Source organism: Enterococcus sp. DA9 (assembly GCF_008000875.1).
Taxonomy (GTDB): domain Bacteria; phylum Bacillota; class Bacilli; order Lactobacillales; family Enterococcaceae; genus Enterococcus_B; species Enterococcus_B lactis.
The window spans coordinates 1,736,403-1,755,412 of the sequence record NZ_CP042839.1 but is presented as its reverse complement, the minus strand read 5'-3'; the positions used below and the strand labels follow the sequence as shown (position 1 = coordinate 1,755,412).

The following is a 19,010-nucleotide window of genomic DNA, read 5'->3' as shown; positions in this document are numbered from 1 at the left end:
AAAAATGAACGACACAACTATCCACGCGTCGTTCATTTTTTCTTAGTCAATACCTGATTATTGATCTAGTTTTTCCAAAGCTGTCATAAAAATATATGCTTTATACTTTTTTGCTTTTGATTTTTCCAGACCAGCCGTCATAACCACCCTTAAGCAAATAAATCTCTTTATAACCTGCTTTACGTAATTTATTTGCCGTACGGATACTCAAGCTTTTCTTTTGATCGTAGATATAGACAGGTTGGTCTTTTCGAATCGATCCTAGTGAATCTTTCAAAACAGTGTAAGGGATGTTTCTTGCACCTAAGATATGCCCTGCATCAAACACATCTTTTTCGCGAACATCGATTACTTGTGCTTTTCTCATTCCTTCTCGAAACTCTTCTTCTGTCAAAGTCGTTGCTGAACGCTTGGCCATTACTCGTAGATAGACTTCCCAAAAGATGATTGCAAGCACAATCAATAGCAAAATGATATTAATTACCCATAAAACCATGTAATGCCTCCGTTTTTTTAAGCAAATTTCAAGGCTAATGAGGCAGCGCCAATGACACCAGCTTCATTTCCAAGCTCTGCTAATTTGATTTTTGTTGATTCTCTTACTTGTGGGAAAGTGAATTCTTTAAAATATTTCTCTACACGGCTGCGTAAAAATTCTCCTGCCGCCGATACTCCGCCGCCTAACACAATACTTGACGGATTCAATGTATTCCCCAAGTTGGCGCAAGCTAAACCTAAGTAGAAGCATACGCGATCAACAACCATCAATGCAAACGGATCGTCTTCTTGAGCCATTTCAAAGATATCTTTACTTGTTACTTCTTCACCGTTATCTAACATTGCTTTCAGTTTTGAATCTCCTGCGTATTCTTCTGCCAAGTAACGACCTAGACGTACCACACCAGTAGCACTAGATACTGTTTCTAAACATCCGCGTTTACCGCAAGTACATTCGAACCCTTCAGGATCCACAGTGATATGGCCGATCTCTCCGCCTGCTCCGCTCACGCCATGGATCAAATTCCCGCCAGCAACGATACCACCGCCAACACCTGTTCCTAGAGTAACGAATACAACGTCTGGATCGTTTTCTCCAGCACCTTTCCATCGTTCACCTAAAGCAGCCACATTCGCATCATTATCGATAGCGAATTTGATTCCTGTCCCTGCTTCAATCAGTTTTTTCACAAATTGTACTTCTGTCCAGTTCAAGTTATATGCACCAATAACTGTTCCAGCGTCACTGTCCACGCTTCCTGGAGTACCCATACCGATTCCAATAAAGTCTTCGGCTTTCATATTATATAAATTCAATCGATGGTTGATTGATTCGATGATTTCAGGAACGATATGTTTGCCATCATCCAAAATATTGGTATCGATGCTCCATTTTTGTTGAATCTCTCCTTCTGGTGTTAAAATTGCAAATTTTGCTGTTGTTCCACCTAAATCAATCCCAATAATTTTCTTGTCCATTACAAATTTCCTTTCTTTCGGCTTTCTTCAATTCGGTGCTCTCTTTTTAATATGCGCCACGCTGTCATGTATGTATCATGATCGATCAAACGGCTATCATACAGATTCCGCAATTCAATAGTCATCAATTCAATATCATAGATGCGTGCACCCACATAGATAAAGATGCCAAATTTTTTGAACAGCTGCTGTACATCATATAAGCTCTCCATCTTTAAGCACTTCCTTCATATTATACAAGTAAACCATATTTTTTTAAACCCAGTAAAATACATATTACAAAAAGAAATACAAAAACTAGTGTAGAAAGAATCTTCTGGTGTATCGAATAGCTTGTCTGCTGTTTCGGTAGCCCTAAAATATTTCCTAATACTAAACCGCCCACCAGTCCGCCGACATGTCCCCAAACATCTACAGAGGTGTCAAGAAGACCAAAAACAAATGTCATCGCAATAAATAAAAGAAAATGTCTGACTAGTTGTTGGATCGCCGTATTATATTTAAAATGAAATCCTAAAATAAACAACGCACCAAACAACCCGAATATCGAGGTGCTTGCACCACCAGACAAAACATTCGCTTCGTTGAAAGCAAAACTTGCTGTATTTCCCATTATCCCACTGAACATATAGATCAGGAAAAACCGCCAGTGACCGTATATTGCCTCGATTTGTTGCCCCATAAAATACAATATCAGTGAGTTCATGACGAAATGCATCACTCCAAAATGGATGAAGATTGGTGTCACTAAGCGCCACCATTCATTGAAGTGAACAAGATAAGGACCATACATTCCAGTATAATAAGGAATTTCAAGACGCGGAAACAACTCCATTATAATGAAGACTATTGTCTGTATCCCTAAAAAAACATAGGTCCATAACGGTCGCCTCAACCATGCACGCATTTTTATTTGCTGTTGATAATTCATGAAAACCTCCCATTTCATTTTAGTCAATAAATAATTGTTGGATCTTCTGATCAAAACTCTCCGGTTGCCATTGTTCATTCAATTGTTCTCGAAAAACGAGGCTGCATGTTTTTCGATGGAAATTTTTTAAATACCGGTCGTAATAACCACCGCCAAAACCAATACGATAACCGGCTCTATTGTAGATAATCCCTGGTACAATGAGGAGGTCGATCATTTCCGGCAAATAAAGCTTCTCTGATTGTGGCTCAAGAACGCCAAAACTCGAACGTTCAAAAATGGTGTGTTCATCCATTTCATAAAACGCCATCTGTCGTTTTGGTAAAGTTTTAGGAACAACTATTTTCTTTTGTTCTTTTTTCGCCCGTTGGATAATCGGCTGTGTATCCAGCTCAATTTCATTTGACAAAGTCGTCCCTATCACTTGTGCCGACTTCCAGTACTCGCTTGCGAATAGCTGTTCATAGATTCGCTGTTCTTTGCCCTTTTTCTTGCCGCTTTTGGCCAGATTTTTCAGCTTTTCAATTCCTTGCCGGCGTAATTTTTCTTTCATTTGCTCCAAAAAATCACCTTTCCTTCTCTCATAAAATGGTATAGGAAAAAAAGAAAAATAGCAATCGAACTTTCAAATAAATGTATAAATAAAAGAAAAAGAAGACCTAACAATGATTGGCCTTCTTGCCTTTTAATGAACTTCAACTGCTCAGCACGTGTTTTTGTCTGATAAACAATACATACAGAAAATATGGCGCACCAAAAAAGGCGATCAAAATCCCTGTCGGTATTTCCCCACTTGGTAGAATCACTCGTGCAACAATATCTGCGCTAAGTACAAAAACGGAACCGAACAAACTGCTCAAAATAAAGGTCCAATGATTTTCTTTACGTACGACTAGCTTCGCAGCATGAGGAGCCAGTAGTCCTACAAAGGATAAACTCCCTGTCACCGCTACGCTACCGCTTGCTAAAGCAACAGCTAACAACAAAAGGATTTTTTGACTTTTATTCACATTTAGCCCTAATCCTTGCGCGCGTTCTTGGCCAAATGATAGCAAGCCAATCCGTTGCGCATAAAATCCTCCTAGCGGAATCAAGATAATCGCCCATGGAAGAAGCGCCCAAACATAGGACCAGCTCGCACCCCAAATCGATCCCGCCAACCATGCATTGACAAATCCATAATTTTCCTTTGACAATTGGATGGTGCACAACAACGTTAATGCAGAAAGACCAGCATTAACGGCAATACCAGACAATAAGATACGATTCATCCCTAAAAATCCATTTCGATCATAGGCCGCAAGATACACACAGCAAGCAGCGAGAATACCACCTATAAAGGCTACAACTAGCAACAGAAACGGCAGAGAATATTGTGAAAAGAAACCTAAATAAAGCATCACTAGAAATCCAGCTCCCGCATTAATCCCCAATATGCTAGAATCTGCCAATTCATTTCTCGTCACTCCTTGCAAGATATAGCCAGAAACGCCAAGACAAGCTCCTGCTAATAAACTGATCAGTAATCGGGGAACTCGAAACTCTCCAACAATCAGCGCCAAAGAAGAGGAGCCTTTCCCTATGAACGTGTCAAAAAGCTGATCAAGATAAATAAAAGGCGTGCCAATCATCAAACTACCTACAGACAAGACGATAAGTAGAAAAAGCAAGAAATACAACGTCCAATATATTCTTTTCACCGTCGTTCCCTCCTTACTTGTATCAGTAAAAACGGAACGCCAATCAATGCAATGACTAATCCAAAAGGTGTTTCAAAAGGTGGATTGATCATCCTTGCTACAAGATCCGCCAACATGACCAGTCCGCCTCCAACTAAAAAAGAGACAGGTAGGACATAACGATAGTCTGTCCCAACCATTCCGCGAACAATCGGCGGAACCAACAGCCCAATAAATGAAACAGGTCCGACTAACGAAACGGCAATGGCTGCTAACACTGCAACTAGACAGAAAACAATCAACCGTGTTCGTTTAGGACGACCTCCAAGAGCTAATGCATGAGTTTCACTCAAACTAATCAAGGATATCGCTTTTCCTAATGAAAAAGAAACCAAGACAGCAAGCACATATACAGGGAACAACACTGTTAACTGTTTCCATGTGATATTGGCAGCTCCACCTACAAACCAAAAGGCAAGATCCTGCTGTAGATTAAAAAATTGGGTAAGTGCTTGACTGATTGCAGTAAAAAAAGAACTAATAGCTACGCCAGCTAAAATCAGCTGTAAAGGATTCATGCCCATTTTCGAAAACTGCAAAAAGCCAAATACGAGCAAAGTCACAGCAAAAGAACCTGCCAATGACACCAGAAACACAGAAAACCCAGAAGCTTTGGGCCAAAAAGCAAAACTAAGAGCCATTGCCAACGAAGCACCAGCGTTGATTCCTAGTAAACCTGAATCTGCTAACGGATTTCTTGTCACACCTTGCATCAATGCACCGCTCAATGCAAAACAACTCCCTACGAGAAATGCCCCTGCGACCCGAGGCAAGCGAATGTTTCTTATGATTTGATGACTTTGTTTTGATCCATCAAAATCAACCAAAGCCTGCCAAAAGGCTGTTTTTCCCACACTCGCTGCGCCATTTGAAAGAGCAATAAAAAAAATGATCAAAAGAACAAAACAGATCAAAAGCAAGAGTTTGTTTTTTTTCCTAGCCTTCATAATTGATCCTCCTGCTCTTTTGGCAACAGATCATACGTCAGAAAAACTGGTTTATTCGTTTTTGGTAGTGTGACAATCGTTGCATCAATCTCAAATATTTTTTTCATACACTCTTTTGTGATCACTTCTTCAGGTGTACCTTCCGTAATCAATTCACCGTCTTTCATGCCTAGTAAATAATCAGAAAAACGTGAAGCAAGATTAATATCATGGATCGACATCAAGATCGTTGTTTGTTTTATTTGATTGATTTGAGACAATAACTGTAGGATCTCTAATTGGTGTGACGGATCTAAAAACGTCGTCGGCTCGTCCAAGATCAAGATATCTGTTTCCTGAGCAAGTGCCATAGCGATCCAGACACGCTGGGTTTGTCCACCAGACAACGTTGCGATATCTCGCGTGCGATATCCAGACAAACCTGTTGCATCCAAAGCCCACTCGATTGCTTCATGATCTTGTGCATCCATACCACTAAACAGTTTTTGATAGGGATATCGTCCGTAAGATACTACTTCTTCTACTGTCATACCTATAGGATGTTCACTAGTTTGTGCTAATAAAGCAATTTTTTTTGCAAGTTCTTTTGAACTGTATGTAGATATATCAGAGTCATTGACAATGATCTTTCCTGATTTCACAGGTAGTATACGGGTAAAGCTTTTCAATAAAGTAGATTTTCCACTTCCGTTTGGCCCGATCAAGCTCGTGATTTTCCCTTCAGGAATCGTAACAGACATGTTTTCAATAATTTTTTTATTTTCGTAGCCGGCTGCAATATCAGCTGCCCTTAGTCTCGTCATTTCACCCACCCTTTCGCTGAAAATCATTCTCAATTATGACGCTGTTTCACTATTTCGTCAAGCGCTACTTTCATATCTATAGCTAAATGAAGCGGTTGACAGCATTCGAAATATCAGGAATAATAACCAATGAGAAAGATTCTCAATTATGTCAGGAGGAAAGAAATGAACTTAAAAACAAAAGTATTCACCTTATCTAGCATGTTGCTGCTGGCTGGAGTATTGAGCGCTTGCTCCCCCTCTTCAGATAAAGAAACAGCTACAACTACCAATTCGACGACTTCATCCACCAGCACGCATACAGTCACAGATACGCTTGGACATAAAGTCGACATTCCAAACGCACCTAAACGAATCATCGGCAGTTACTTAGAAGACTATCTGATTTCCCTAGGAGAAAAACCTATCGCCCAATGGACAGTGGGCAGTGGTTCTATCCAAGATTATCTGCAAGATGATTTGAAAGATGTTCCAACTATTTCTTATGATCTTCCTTACGAGAAAGTATTAAGCTTCGAACCTGACTTGCTGTTGATTTCTTCTTCCGCTACTGTCGAAGGTGGAAAATACGAGCAATATAGTAAAATCGCGCCAACTTATGTCGTAAAAAATGGAACAGACGTCACATGGGAAGAACAACTAAAAGATGTCGGCAAGGCTTTGGCAAAAGAAAAAGAAGCGGAAAAAGTCATTTCCGATTATCAAAAATCCGTCGAGAGCACTCGCGAAGAATTAGCAGATAAAATTGAGAACAAGACAGCTGCAGTGTTATGGGTGACCAATAACTCCGCCTTCATGGTCAGCAAAAATCGGTCAAGCGGTAGAATCGTATATGACGATCTAAAATTTGGTGTGCCTGATTTAGTAGAAGAAGTGTCCAAAGAAGCCACTTCTGACTGGTCTGCTGTTTCTTCGGAAAAACTAGCTGAATTAGATGCTGATTACATCATTCTTGTAAACAGTGATAAAGATGCTGCTATGTTCAATGAACCAAGCTGGAAAAATCTCAAAGCAGTGAAGGACAATCACGTACTGCAATTCGGCCCTGAATCTAGCTGGCTATATAATGGACCTATTGCCAGTCAGGAAATGGTCAATGATATCAAAGAAAAGCTAAACTGATTTTAACTAAAAAAGCATCTTCACGTTCATTCGCGAGATGCTTTTTTATTATTAAAAACTAAATACCCGGATATTATTCTTCTTTTGAAACAACCTTATTTCTTACTCTTTCCCATTTTTGAAAACGATGGGCATATAAATTTTCCTGATCCGTTATTCCCTCGTATTCCTCTATAAGAGCGAAGTCTGAAAAATCGATATCCCCAATATACGTATCTCCTTCAAACGTGCTATCAATCAATGTCCGCCAGATTCGACCGGTGTAAGGAAGAAGTTCTTGAAAAATCCGACTGCCACCCGAAACATAGATATCTTCTGAGATTGTTTGACTATACGCCAAAAGTTCATCGATTGAATGCATCACTTCTGCATTTTCTTTCGTGCGAAAGTTCGGTTGCGTTGTCAACACGATGATATGGCGATAAGGAAGTGAGAGATCGCCCATTCCTTCATAGGTCTTTCTTCCCATCACTAAGATTCGATCCATTGTATGTTCACGAAAAAAACGCATGTCATTTGGCAATCGCCACGGTAGCAATCCATTTTTGCCGATCAGACCATTCCTATCTTGTGCCCACATTGAAATAAACATATCATCCGCTCCTTATGATTTTAGATGGTTTGAGATAAAAAAAGTCTCAATTCTTTGACCAGCAAGGAATTGAGAACTTTAAAAACATTATTTTGTTTCACGGTGCAAAGTAACTTTGCGTTCGCGTGGGCAATATTTTTGTTTTTCCAAACGATCAGGATTGTTACGTTTGTTTTTGCTTGTTAGGTAGTTACGTTCTTTACAAGAAGTACACTCTAAAGTGATGTTTACGCGCATGTTTTTCCCTCCCATTTTTACAAGAATCCTCTAAGATGACTCTCAGACTTGATTATCTTACCATGATTTTTTCTAGATTGCTAGTGTTTTTCACGATTTTGTTAAGTAAAACTACTTGACGATAAATACAACGGTTTTACTTCTCAAACAAAATCTTTTCCTTTTTGTATAAATACCCTTACACTTGTTTATATAGATTATGTTTTTTAATAAAGGGGGATACTAATATGCCATGGAACATGAAGGACTTTCCTGCATCAATGAAAAACTTAGATAAACTGACAAGAAAAAAAGCAATCGACATCGCAAATGCACTGTTGGATGAAGGGTACCCTGATAGCCGTGCGATCCCAATTGCCATTGATCAAGCAAAAAAATGGGATGAAGATGCTAGTGAATCAGAAAAACGAACCTTCGAAAAAGAAAAAAATCCAAGCAAGACGGATGAACACGATACGAATCCTCGTGCCGGAAAACTGCTTGATTCAGATGTGATCGTAGAATATGAGGAAAAACAATGGATCGTGAAATCTAAAGGGGCAAAAAAGGCAAGCAACCATTTTGATACAAAAAAAGAAGCAATCGAAAAAGGAAAGCAAGTAGCTCAAAACAAACAATCAACTTTGATCATTTATAAAAAAGATGGGACAAAAGAAAAAGAAATCAGTTACTAAGCGCTTAAAAAGAAGCATAGAAACAAGGAGATCATCTCACATGCTTCTATGCTTCTTCTCATATTGTTGTTTCTTTTTTTATCAAACAGTCACATAGTCGATTGCTTCTGCTTGCGGAATCGTTTCATCGACAAAGTAAACTTTATACCATGTCAAGAAACTGAAGATCGTCCAGATTTTACGTTGTTCTTCTTTACGTCCTTCGTGATGGTCATCTAGCAACTTCATAATTTTTTCTTGATCAAAAAATTCTTTTGCAAAATCTGCTTCGAATAGTGCTTTGACTTGTTCGTAGCCGTGTTCTTCTTTCAACCAAGCTTTGATTGGCACAGGGAATCCTAATTTCACACGATTCGACCACTCTTCTGGAAGATGTTTATTCGCAGCTTGTCTGAAAATATCTTTTGTGTTGTTTTGATTCAACAAGAACTTACTTGGTATTTGTTGAGCCAATTTCATGACTTCGATATCCAGTAAAGGTACTCGAACTTCTAGAGAACTAGCCATAGAAAGTTTATCTGCCTTCAACAAAATATCTTTTGGCATCCATTGATGAAGATCGACGTATTGCATCTTATTGACTTCATCTTTGATTCCTTCTGTTTTCTCGTAATGAACAGTCATGATCTCATTCACAGATGGCGCTGTTTGATATTTTGGCGTCAACACTTCTGATGCTTCTGATTCTTCGAACACTCGAGCATGCCCGATAAAATATTCTTTTGCTGGCGCAAGTGATTCATATAAATGGATACGTCCATGGAAATTTTTCATTTTTCCGATTTTACGTCCTAAATTATAGCGTGTCCCTTTTGGCAATTTTTTCAGTCCTTGCGCAATCACACGGATAAATTTTGAATTCGTGTGGAATCCATACGTTTGGTATCCCGCAAATAGTTCATCTGCCCCTTCTCCTGATTGAACCACCCGTACACTTTGTGAAGCGAGATTTGCTAAAAAGTACAACGGCACACAAGAAGGATTTGAGTCTGGTTCATCTAAGTGATACTGGATCAATGGGAATGCTTTAAAAGACATGTCTCCGTCGATTACAGCTGCCGTATTGTCTAAGTCCAACAATTCTGTTAGTTTTCTGGCTTCAATCGCTTCATTATAGGTTTTATCATCAAACCCAATTGAGAAAGAATGATCTGGTTTCAATACAGAGGTTACATAACTGGAATCGACCCCGCTGGATAAGAAAGAACCAACTTCTACATCGCTGATTGTGTGTGCTTCAATAGAAGCTTGAACAGTTTCGTCGATTTTTTCGATCCATTCTTGTCGGGAATGCGTTTCTTTTGTTTCAAAATCTGCATCCCAATATTGTTGAATGTCCAGTTTTCCGTCTTTATACGTATAATAATGACCTTCAGGCAAACGATAGACACCTTTGAAGAAGGTTTCACCGTTCAATGGAGAATATTGGAAAGTCATATAAGGTTTCAATGCTTCTTTATTCAATTCTTTATTAAAATCAGGATGAGGCAAAAAACTTTTGATTTCTGAACCAAACATAAATGTTCCGTTCATTTCTGCATAATAGTATGGTTTGATCCCAAAATGGTCTCTCGCACCGAATAACTCATTTTTTTCATTATCCCAAATAGCAAAAGCAAACATTCCGCGGATTTTTTGCAATAATTCTGTTCCCCATTCTTCGTAACCATGCAAAAGGACTTCTGTATCTGCATGTGTTTGAAAAACGTGACCAGCTGTAATCAATTCTTCTCTCAAAGGCTGATAATTATAGATTTCGCCATTAAAAATAATGATCTTTGTTCGATCTTCATTGTAAATAGGCTGAGTACCGCCCTCTAAGTCAATAATACTTAATCTTCTAAATCCTAAAGCAACGTGTTTATCGATATATTCCCCTGAACTATTAGGTCCACGGTGAACGATTCGATCCATCATTGTATTAATAATTGTTTTTTTGTTGTCCTTGTCGTTAACAAAACCTACAATACCGCACATTTAACTTTCACATCCTAATATAAAATTACTGTTTATTTCATCCATATGCATCTTAACATAGAATAAATAGCGGACGAATATTTTCTCTCTTACAGTTTCGTCACGTGAAAACAAAAGATGAAAGTTTCTGTTTTTACAGAAAATAAAGTCCCGATATCTAATTTACCATGTTTTCTTTTTTGAGGCTATCTTATTCTCTTCGTGTTAAAAAAATATTAGTGGATGCTGTTCAAAAAATAGCCTCCAAACAAAAAGACACGACCGAAATCGTGTCTAAACATGGATATATAAGGAAGGTACGGGATTTGAACCCGTGCACCACATTACTGCGGCTCGCCGGATTTCGAGTCCGGTGCATTACCACTCTGCCAACCTTCCGCAAGTACTATTTTTAAACTTTTCCCACGAAATGTCAAGCCTATTTCTAACAGATAAATAACAGAAACCGTTTTTTTACAAAAAAAGTCCATTGACAGTTTACAGCCAACGGACTTACCGATCAAATTCATCATGATAGAACACTATCTGATTGTTTCAGGATTATCTAGTGCTAAAATCGAGTCAATTGTCCGTTTGATCAGTGCGATGATTTGTTCTTCTGTTGGATGCATGATGTTTGATGACATCAATGATGCTAAGCCAGTCACCGCTACCCATGTACCAGTATGCAAGGCATCGATATAATCATCCGATAATTGATTGTATCTTTCATCTTCTTTGACTATTTCACGGAAATAGTTGTAAGAAAAATCATGCATTTTCTTTCCGTCCCCATGTTCATCAATGTACAATGCCATGTAAAGACTATGATGTTTCTTTGCAAAGTAGATATAGTTCAAACCGAGATCAATGATTTTATCACCCGTACGCTCAATAGGGAAAACATCTTCTTTTAGTTGTTCAAAGATCGAATCCAATAACGTATTTTTCAAATCTTCCATGTTTTTGAATTCCAGATAAATTGGCTGAGTCGAAATCCCCATCTTTTTCGCAATGTTTCTCGCAGTAAATCCTTTAAACCCTTCCTTTGCAACAACATCATAAGCAGCTTTTAGAATTTGATCCTTGGTATAGACTTTTCTTCTCATTAAAACTCCCCCACTTCTTTACTGCAGTATATGTTGTTTTATTGTACCCTATTTTTAGTATTTTTTGCAAACATTTTACTCAAAACGTTATATTTTAAATTTTTTTCTCAGTCTTCTTTAACTTTTTTTGCAAAATTAAAAAAATTTGGTTAAATTCACTGGGTTCCCTTACATTTTTAGTTTTAACCTAAATGATAGTTGACCAAATCTTTCATTTCAAGTTATAGTTAAAGAAAACGAAAAAGAAGGTGTGTAATGGAAAACGAAACTGACGTTATTTATATTCATCCTCAAAAAAGAATCGTTTCACAGAAAAGAAAATATTTTTATCTTAGTTTTACAGGTGCTTTTTTTCTTTTTATTGGCTTAGTTTCTGGTACACCTGCCGCTAATTGGAGTGGTCTACTGACTATTCTTACCTCGCCAAGCAATCTTCTGACAGATTATTTTGCTTTGGGTGGTTTTGGAAGCGCATTTATAAACGTTGGGATCTTGACCTTACTTTCTGTGCTTGTGGCTTACCGGCAAAAGGTGATTTTAAATGGCCCCTTATTCGCTTCGATTTTAACAGTTACCGGTTTTTCTTTTTTTGGCAAAAACCTTTATAATTCAATCTCGATCATTTTAGGTGTATACCTGTATGCTGTATTTGTCAATAAACCTTTTTCTCAGTATATTATGATAGGACTGTTCGGCAGCGCATTGTCGCCGGTCGTTAGTTACATTACTTTTGGTATGCGCTTTCCTTTGCTAGTAGGAATTCTACTGGGAAATTTGGCTGGTATAGCAATTGGTCTTCTTCTTCCGCCGTTAGCTGCTCAAACTTTAGTTTTCCATCGCGGGTTCACGCTTTATAATATTGGATTTACCTCAGGCTTGATTGCCATGGCTTTTACTGCTGTTTTGCGATTGTTCAGCTACTCAATCGTCGAGAATACATTGGTTTCCAATGAATACCATTCCCCTCTCGTCTGGATCATTTTCGGCTTTTTTTTGCTGACAGTCGGTTTTGGTTTCTATTATAATTCCTTTCGACTTTCGGGTATTCGAGAGATTTTCGATTCATCTGGTAAACTGACAACTGATTTCATTGCTAATTCTGGTATCGGTGCTACTTTGATCAACATGGGGCTAGTTGGTCTAATGCTTTCTTCTTATGTTTTGCTGGTTGGTGGTAAGTTAAATGGTCCTGTCATCGGTGCTATTTTATCTGCGGTTGGTTTCAGTGCTTTTGGTTGTCATTTAAAAAACAGTTTTCCGATACTAGTCGGAATTTTTCTTGCTTCTTTGTTTGGGACGTTTCATGAGATCACCAGCACCGGCATGCTCGTTGCCGCTGTGTTTGGAACAGGCCTCGCGCCCATAAGCGGTTTTTACGGCAGTTTTTACGGTGTAATAGCTGGTATGTTACATATTGCTCTTGTCCATAACGTCAGCACTTTGCACGGAGGACTCAATTTATATAACAGTGGTTTTTCAACTGGATTCGTTGCAGGTATCCTTGTACCGATACTAGATAACTTTACTGCTGTCAGAAAGGAAAAAAAGACACTTGGAAAAAGAATTATCAAAAAGAATCATCGATGAGCTTCTTACTTATCTATATTCCCACGAAATAACTGAAATACGTATTGGCGTAGAATTTGCTGAGGAGGGACTTTTCATAGAAATACAGGGCACAACAGAATCTCAGCCAGAAGATCTAGATGTACTTGCTGATTTGCTGAACAATCCTCGAGACCCTAGCATGGAAATCTACTATCAGGAGCTATTAGGTAATCCTCGACATGATCGGGAAGATTATCATCTGCTAGGTAGTTTGATTGACGATGTGGAAATCATGTATGCCCAGCCGATTATCAATATCAAAATTTTTCGGCGTGCTTCTCCTCGCCCTTATTATTAGCCTATTTTACAAAACAGCTTCATCCACCTAAAACAGCTCCTGAAAGTTCGATTAAAAATCTACTTTTAGGAGCTGTTCTAAGCTTGATATTATTGATTTTCCAATCCTTCGTATAATTCATCTGTTACAGGTTCTAAAAACTCTGAATTACCAGCAGTGATCGCCAAATGTTCAAACCAACTGTCTTTTGTCGCACCATGCCAATGTTTGATCCCTTTGTGCGTTACGACGACATCTCCAGCCATTAATCGTCTTGCTGGCTTTCCTTCTTCCTGATACCAGCCTTCTCCTCCGGTCACAAGTAAGATTTGATAACCGTCTGTATGGACATGCCAGTGATTGCGACAGCCTGGTTCAAAAGTTACATTACCTACACCAACAGAAATTTCGGGATCGTTTACTAACATATTCAGATAGCTTTGCCCGGTAAATACTTGAGCGTAAGCTTCGTTTTTTTCACCTGCTGGAAAAATCACGCCTTTTTGTATTTCTTCGTGTTTTGTCATCATTTATGCCTCTTTCTTATCTTCACTATTTTCTTCTAGATAGATTTCTTTTGCTAAACTAAAAGCCGACCAAGCTTTTGGCCACCCTACATAAAAAGCTAAATGGGTAATGATTTCTGCTATTTCTTCACTAGTAATGCCATTTTGCTTGCCAATTTTCAGATGAGCCGGCAATTGTTCAAAATTCCCTTCTGAGATCAAAGCAGATAGGGTGATGATACTACGCTGATGAGGAGATAATTCTTCTCTTGACCATACTTCTCCAAATAAAACATCGTCATTCAATTCTGCAAATTTTGGTGCAAACTCCCCCAATTGATCTCTTCCTGCGGTTTGTTTTTCTGCCATTTTTTTACTTCCTCCGTTCGTGATTGCTAGGTGATTCAAACACTGTTCTTAAATAACATCATTATCTATTGTTTCTTCGCATTTTGTTTTAAGCCCTATTTTTTAACCTGTCCAATGCTTAGTTTACTCCATCAGTATGCTTTCCAAGCATAATTGTTAACGTTTTCTATCTTTTTTCTATTTTTGAAAAAACAAGATATTAAATAAGTCTTTAGTTGGATGTTTTTTTGAGATTATTCTTTTATACTTACAATGAACGTATGATGAACTTACAAAATTGTTTGTTTTCTGTCATCTTAAAAAGTGGCGCAGACAGTTGCTTTTCTAGTAAAGTATAGATACCAAAGAACCTCTAAGGAGTTGATGAATAATGAATATTGCTGCCTCTCGAAAACTGATAAACTTCATTTCCATTATTGGATTAGGTCTATCGATCGCGCTGACGATTTATTTTATTAATTTAGGTGTTTTCAAAGATTTGAATGCTTTAAGAGGATTAGTAGGTGATTCGATCATTTTAGGTCCGGTCATTTTTATCTTCATCCAAATCTTGCAAGTGGTTATTCCAATCATTCCTGGAGGAATCAGCACTGCAGCGGGTGTTCTGATATTTGGTCCTTATGCTGGCTTTATTTACAATTATGTTGGAATCTGTATTGGTTCGATTATTATCTTTCTTCTAGGACGACGTTACGGAAAACCATTCATTCTTTCCATGATCAGCGATAAGACCTATAACAAATATATTGGCTGGTTAGACAATCAAAACCGCTTTGAGAAGCTGTTTGCTCTAGCTATTTTTCTTCCTGTTGCTCCGGACGATGCGTTATGTTTGATGGCTGGATTGACAAACATTTCAATGAAACGATATACACTGATTATTTTGATAGCTAAACCACTATCGATTTTCTTATACAGTATGGCTTTGATTTATGGAGGACAATATCTAAGTGGTCTTCTTGGTTAATATTTATTTTGCAAAATCAGTTATTGATTGATTACCAATGTTAATTCTGGGAAAGGATCTGCATGATACATTGCACCCTTTCCTTTTTCATTGGATTTGCGCTACAATGTGAAAGTAGGTGATAGGATGAATTATTTGAAACGTAGCTTAGGCAACGCGTGGGATTTTTTGAAAGGAACACAAGCTTATTTCCGTGATGTCTTGCTGATGCATGGCTTTATTTTATTTATTTGTTTACCCTTATTGAGCAGTACGACTCGTTTTATTTTGCACCGAGGAGCAATTGACTATTTGTCTTATGACAATATTCCTTTGATTTTCTCTCAGCATCCTGGAGTTCTGCTGTCGTTAATCGCCGTTTTATTGACGATTTTACTATTGGTTTATTTCGAATTTGCATTTCTTTTGATTAGTGTCTTCTTTATTAAAAAGAAAGAACCCGTTTCTTTAAAGCAGCTCTTGCACTTGACGATACTTCAACTGAAGAAAGTGAGACCTATTACTTTTCTGTTTTTTCTTGCTTATTTTTTATTGATTCTACCGATCAGCGGGTTAAGTTTCAATTCTGATCTACTGTCAAAAATAAAAATCCCTGCTTTTATCATGGATTTTATTTTTGCTAACCGTTGGATCGTCGTCAGTTCCTTTTTACTCGTTTACATTTTTCTTGGCTATATTGGGATTCGGCTGATTTTCGCTTTACCTGAAATGATTTTACGAGATCGACCTTTTCGAGCATCCATTCGAGAAAGCTGGTTGCTGACCAAATCACGTCTTTTTGCTATCACGGGGCAATTTATCGTGATTGGCGGTACGATTTTACTTCTTTCTTCTTTGGGATATATCGTTGTTATTTTGGCACAAAGTGTTGTTGAAGAATTTTTCCCGAATTACGCATTGATCAGCGCTGTATTTGCGATGACGCTTTTACAAGGAATTTTATTATTCAATATCGTGATGTCTACTGTAGGAATTTTTTATATCATCGTTGATTTCATGGATGACGAAGGTTTCTTACCAGAGATTCCCAAGTGGTTTACGCCTCAAACGTCCAACGTGCATTTATCTGCGCTGAAAAACACTGGTTTGACCCTTTTTGCAGTTTTTTTCGGTATTGGCGTTTGTCTTTACAATATGGATTATCTGACTTCGGCAGTTCAGACAAAACCAGTGACTGTATCTCACAGAGGTGTAAGTACGCAAAATGGGGCGCAAAATACTTTAGAAGCACTTGAAAAAACAAGCAGAGACTATCATCCTGATTATATAGAGATGGATGTGCAGGAAACAAAAGATGGCCGTTTCGTAGTGATGCATGATGCAAATCTTCGTCACTTAACTGGGGTAAATCGAACACCACAGGATTTGACGTTGAAAGAATTGACAAATCTTACGGTTACTGAAAATGGGTTCCAAGCCCCTGTGTGTTCTTTTGATTCTTATTTAGAAAAAGCGCATGAATTGAACCAAAAATTACTTATTGAGATTAAGACCTCTAAAAAAGATTCAGATGACCTGGTCGAACGATTTGTTCAGAAATACCGCAAAGCGATTTTAGAGAATCATCATATTTTGCAAAGTTTGACGTACCAAACTGTTTCTGATTTAAAAGAAGCAGAACCAAACTTTTATGTGGGCTATATCTTGCCTTTCAATATCGTTGGGCCTCCCGTAACGCCTGCTGATTTTTTGACAATGGAGTATAGTACGATCAATCGTAACTTCATTAATTCTGCCCATCAAGATGGAAAAAAAGTATATGTATGGACGATCAACGATTCAGATGCTATGAGTCGCATGATGTTTTATGGTGTGGATGGTATCATAACCGATGAGATGGGACTACTAAATGAAAGTGTGAAACAAACAGATGAAGAAATCACTTATTCAGACAAGCTACTAAATTTTGTTTTGGGTGTTGGCTAATCAAAAATCGTTAATGAAATAAGTTTTTATACAACAAAAAACGCATAACCTGTTACCGCAGGTATATGCGTTTTTTGTTTGACATTCATAACGTGTCCTTAATTATCTCTTGATTCCTTCATCGCACGAACAATAGCTAAAATAGCAGGAATTGCAGAGATCACTGCAAGAATAATTCCCATTTTCCCTGAACTTTTTCTTTTAGGCATATCTTCTCGCTCCCTTCTGTCTTTATTTATATTATAAGGGAGTTCTTGCGAATTCTCAAAAATACTGTTTAAGAAACCAATTCAGCAGGTGTACTAATATCACAGAATTTTACGAGCATGCGGTACTTGCTTTCATAAATGATTGGATAGTCTCGTTGGTCATAACTTTCAACATACACGACAGCCGTGTTGTTATATGTACGTTCAATACAGCCAATTAGTTCGTGAGATACGCCAATCGGTTTGCATATATAAGATCTTCCTACTTCTGCTTTTACCATTTCATTCCCTCTTTTCTTTGTTTTTCTTTATTTTATAATAACAAATCTCCCTTCAATTGAAAACGTTTTATTTCATTTTTTTATTTTTATTTGATTTATTTTTTACTTTTTAGATAACTATTTTCTTATCATAATTCTAGATGTTGTGACAAAAACGTTTGTTTATATTCCTATGTTGTTCGTGTGTTCTTTTCATTATCCTGCTAAATTATTTACAAGGGGTGAGTATATGATTTATATCCAAGCAATAGTCTTTGTAACGTTGATGGTTGGGCTACTTATTGGCTTGAAAGAAAACAGCTGATTGATTTAAGAAAAATAAATAAGAAAAGTGATAAATGCTTTTTAATTGCATGAAAAAACGGACGATGCTAAACTTGTTATAGGTTCGAAAGTTTAAAGGAAACTTTCAAGAACTGAATTACATTACAAAGGAGATGAATTTTATGACGTTTACAAAAAAAAATATGCAATACCGCGTAGCCTTTGATACAACTTCTAACCGTTTTATGGCGATTGATGCACAAAACGAAAATAACGTTGCGTTTGGTATTACAATTGAACAAGCAGTCCGAGCATTAAATGAATCTAGATAGGGAGTGACCCATTCCAAATGGCGACTGATGAGATCTCGGAAAATCAATAGAAGACGTTTGTAACGGTGATCCGCGACAGACGTCTTTTTATATTTTTTACATACATTTGGTCATTATATCTGTCATTTGTTCTTGACCTAAACAAAAATATAGTTTTAATATCAATTATCGTCGCTTTTTATGACAATTTTGTTAGCTGTTTCGATGATGATATTTTGTTATGATTTGTATAATATTCTATAGAATAAAAATAAAAAAGGAGAATTTTCATGAAAAAAATTTTAGGGTTAATCGTTATCGTATTGATTGCTTTTATAGGTTGGAAAGGCTGGGACTACTATCAGTCTACTTATGTAGGAAAAGATTATTATGCAGTAATCAAAGCACCGATGCCTGCAGAAACTGATATTAAAGCAGATAATGGAGAAGTAATTGGAAAAGGGTTTAAATATAACGTAGATGCGTACGCTGAAAACGGTGAAAAAAGACAATTGGATTTTGATGTCATTACTTCTGGCGACTCTGCTAATGGTTCTGCTTATCCCGAAGGAACAATCTTGCAGTTGAAAGCAAGCGAAAAGCGAATTATAGAGAAAAAAGTAATCACTAGCGATAAAGTACCTTCATCTGTAAAAGACAAATTAGGGCTATCTTAACACTAAGAAAATATCGCAAAAAAGCACTC

Annotated in this window: 23 protein-coding genes and 1 tRNA gene; 8 read left to right on the top strand and 16 right to left on the bottom strand. The window is 37.6% G+C overall.

Features of this window, described 5'->3' with window-relative positions; translation table 11 throughout:
- Positions 1–100: 100 nt before the first annotated feature.
- The 8 genes from FTX43_RS09395 to FTX43_RS09360 all read right to left on the bottom strand — a co-directional run bounded on the left by FTX43_RS09395 (position 101) and on the right by FTX43_RS09360 (position 5,896).
- Positions 101–496: a rhodanese-like domain-containing protein gene (locus FTX43_RS09395; protein ID WP_002308872.1), complete on the bottom strand. Its 396-nt coding sequence runs from the start codon at positions 494–496 to the stop codon at positions 101–103.
- A 17-nt stretch (positions 497–513) separates the two neighbouring features.
- Positions 514–1,476 (bottom strand): ROK family glucokinase, encoded by a 963-nt coding sequence (locus tag FTX43_RS09390; protein ID WP_002308870.1) that lies wholly within the window; start codon positions 1,474–1,476, stop codon positions 514–516.
- A complete protein-coding gene (locus FTX43_RS09385; protein ID WP_002293902.1) occupies positions 1,476–1,688 on the bottom strand; it encodes a YqgQ family protein in 213 nt (70 codons plus the stop codon). The genes FTX43_RS09390 and FTX43_RS09385 overlap by 1 nt, the downstream gene beginning before the upstream one ends.
- 20 nt (positions 1,689–1,708) lie before the next feature.
- Positions 1,709–2,407 carry a rhomboid family intramembrane serine protease gene (locus tag FTX43_RS09380; protein ID WP_002308868.1) on the bottom strand — a complete coding sequence of 233 codons (699 nt, stop codon included), beginning with the start codon at positions 2,405–2,407 and terminating at the stop codon, positions 1,709–1,711.
- Positions 2,408–2,426: 19 nt separating this feature from the next.
- The gene (locus tag FTX43_RS09375; RefSeq protein ID WP_002320135.1) at positions 2,427–2,960 is read right to left on the bottom strand and encodes a 5-formyltetrahydrofolate cyclo-ligase; all 534 of its coding nucleotides are present in this window, start codon (positions 2,958–2,960) and stop codon (positions 2,427–2,429) included.
- A 142-nt stretch (positions 2,961–3,102) separates the two neighbouring features.
- Positions 3,103–4,107 (bottom strand): iron ABC transporter permease, encoded by a 1,005-nt coding sequence (locus FTX43_RS09370; RefSeq protein WP_002308864.1) that lies wholly within the window; start codon positions 4,105–4,107, stop codon positions 3,103–3,105.
- Positions 4,104–5,093 carry an iron ABC transporter permease gene (locus FTX43_RS09365; protein ID WP_002313633.1) on the bottom strand — a complete coding sequence of 330 codons (990 nt, stop codon included), beginning with the start codon at positions 5,091–5,093 and terminating at the stop codon, positions 4,104–4,106. The genes FTX43_RS09370 and FTX43_RS09365 overlap by 4 nt, the downstream gene beginning before the upstream one ends.
- Positions 5,090–5,896, bottom strand: a complete 807-nt coding sequence (locus tag FTX43_RS09360) for an ABC transporter ATP-binding protein (RefSeq protein WP_002308861.1) — start codon at positions 5,894–5,896, stop codon at positions 5,090–5,092. Before FTX43_RS09360 ends, FTX43_RS09365 begins: the two co-directional genes overlap by 4 nt.
- A gap of 165 nt (positions 5,897–6,061) precedes the next feature.
- On the opposite strand from FTX43_RS09360, the gene FTX43_RS09355 reads away from it, so the two are divergent.
- Positions 6,062–7,018 (top strand): ABC transporter substrate-binding protein, encoded by a 957-nt coding sequence (locus tag FTX43_RS09355; protein ID WP_002344363.1) that lies wholly within the window; start codon positions 6,062–6,064, stop codon positions 7,016–7,018.
- 73 nt (positions 7,019–7,091) lie between these two features.
- On the opposite strand, the gene FTX43_RS09350 is transcribed toward FTX43_RS09355, so the two are convergent.
- Both FTX43_RS09350 and rpmG read right to left on the bottom strand, forming a co-directional pair.
- Positions 7,092–7,610 carry a dihydrofolate reductase gene (locus FTX43_RS09350; RefSeq protein ID WP_002308859.1) on the bottom strand — a complete coding sequence of 173 codons (519 nt, stop codon included), beginning with the start codon at positions 7,608–7,610 and terminating at the stop codon, positions 7,092–7,094.
- Between the two features lie 87 nt (positions 7,611–7,697).
- Positions 7,698–7,862 (bottom strand): 50S ribosomal protein L33, encoded by a 165-nt coding sequence (gene rpmG / locus FTX43_RS09345; protein ID WP_002320810.1) that lies wholly within the window; start codon positions 7,860–7,862, stop codon positions 7,698–7,700.
- Positions 7,863–8,074: 212 nt separating this feature from the next.
- Between rpmG and FTX43_RS09340 the strand changes: the two genes are divergently transcribed.
- Positions 8,075–8,521 carry a DUF2188 domain-containing protein gene (locus tag FTX43_RS09340; RefSeq protein WP_002308858.1) on the top strand — a complete coding sequence of 149 codons (447 nt, stop codon included), beginning with the start codon at positions 8,075–8,077 and terminating at the stop codon, positions 8,519–8,521.
- Positions 8,522–8,602: 81 nt separating this feature from the next.
- Here the strand turns inward: FTX43_RS09340 and asnB are convergent, their stop codons facing one another.
- The 3 genes from asnB to FTX43_RS09325 all read right to left on the bottom strand — a co-directional run bounded on the left by asnB (position 8,603) and on the right by FTX43_RS09325 (position 11,586).
- Positions 8,603–10,498 carry an asparagine synthase (glutamine-hydrolyzing) gene (gene asnB / locus FTX43_RS09335; RefSeq protein WP_002308857.1) on the bottom strand — a complete coding sequence of 632 codons (1,896 nt, stop codon included), beginning with the start codon at positions 10,496–10,498 and terminating at the stop codon, positions 8,603–8,605.
- Positions 10,499–10,788: 290 nt separating this feature from the next.
- Positions 10,789–10,876, bottom strand: a tRNA-Ser gene (locus FTX43_RS09330).
- Positions 10,877–11,019: 143 nt separating this feature from the next.
- Entirely contained in the window at positions 11,020–11,586 is a 567-nt protein-coding gene (locus FTX43_RS09325; RefSeq protein ID WP_002308856.1) for a TetR/AcrR family transcriptional regulator, read from the bottom strand.
- A gap of 255 nt (positions 11,587–11,841) precedes the next feature.
- Between FTX43_RS09325 and FTX43_RS09320 the strand changes: the two genes are divergently transcribed.
- A complete protein-coding gene (locus FTX43_RS09320) occupies positions 11,842–13,173 on the top strand; it encodes a DUF1576 domain-containing protein (protein ID WP_002308855.1) in 1,332 nt (443 codons plus the stop codon).
- Positions 13,139–13,492 (top strand): hypothetical protein, encoded by a 354-nt coding sequence (locus tag FTX43_RS09315; RefSeq protein ID WP_002308854.1) that lies wholly within the window; start codon positions 13,139–13,141, stop codon positions 13,490–13,492. The genes FTX43_RS09320 and FTX43_RS09315 overlap by 35 nt, the downstream gene beginning before the upstream one ends.
- Before the next feature lie 89 nt (positions 13,493–13,581).
- On the opposite strand, the gene FTX43_RS09310 is transcribed toward FTX43_RS09315, so the two are convergent.
- Positions 13,582–14,001 carry a cupin domain-containing protein gene (locus FTX43_RS09310; RefSeq protein ID WP_002308853.1) on the bottom strand — a complete coding sequence of 140 codons (420 nt, stop codon included), beginning with the start codon at positions 13,999–14,001 and terminating at the stop codon, positions 13,582–13,584.
- On the bottom strand, positions 14,002–14,346 hold the full coding sequence (locus FTX43_RS09305; protein ID WP_002308852.1) for a carboxymuconolactone decarboxylase family protein: 345 nt from the start codon (positions 14,344–14,346) through the stop codon (positions 14,002–14,004).
- A gap of 370 nt (positions 14,347–14,716) precedes the next feature.
- On the opposite strand from FTX43_RS09305, the gene FTX43_RS09300 reads away from it, so the two are divergent.
- Together FTX43_RS09300 and FTX43_RS09295 are read left to right on the top strand one after the other, a co-directional pair.
- Positions 14,717–15,313, top strand: coding sequence for a TVP38/TMEM64 family protein (locus tag FTX43_RS09300; protein WP_002308851.1), 597 nt, complete (start codon positions 14,717–14,719; stop codon positions 15,311–15,313).
- A 126-nt stretch (positions 15,314–15,439) separates the two neighbouring features.
- A complete protein-coding gene (locus FTX43_RS09295; protein ID WP_147607021.1) occupies positions 15,440–17,239 on the top strand; it encodes a glycerophosphoryl diester phosphodiesterase membrane domain-containing protein in 1,800 nt (599 codons plus the stop codon).
- Positions 17,240–17,516: 277 nt separating this feature from the next.
- Here the strand turns inward: FTX43_RS09295 and FTX43_RS09290 are convergent, their stop codons facing one another.
- Positions 17,517–17,729 carry a hypothetical protein gene (locus FTX43_RS09290; protein ID WP_002308849.1) on the bottom strand — a complete coding sequence of 71 codons (213 nt, stop codon included), beginning with the start codon at positions 17,727–17,729 and terminating at the stop codon, positions 17,517–17,519.
- Between the two features lie 446 nt (positions 17,730–18,175).
- Here FTX43_RS09290 and FTX43_RS14930 point away from each other — a divergent pair, with 446 nt between their 5' ends.
- Positions 18,176–18,325, top strand: coding sequence for a hypothetical protein (locus FTX43_RS14930; RefSeq protein ID WP_002320735.1), 150 nt, complete (start codon positions 18,176–18,178; stop codon positions 18,323–18,325).
- Positions 18,326–18,594: 269 nt separating this feature from the next.
- A complete protein-coding gene (locus FTX43_RS09285; protein WP_002308846.1) occupies positions 18,595–18,981 on the top strand; it encodes a YxeA family protein in 387 nt (128 codons plus the stop codon).
- Positions 18,982–19,010 lie beyond the last annotated feature (29 nt).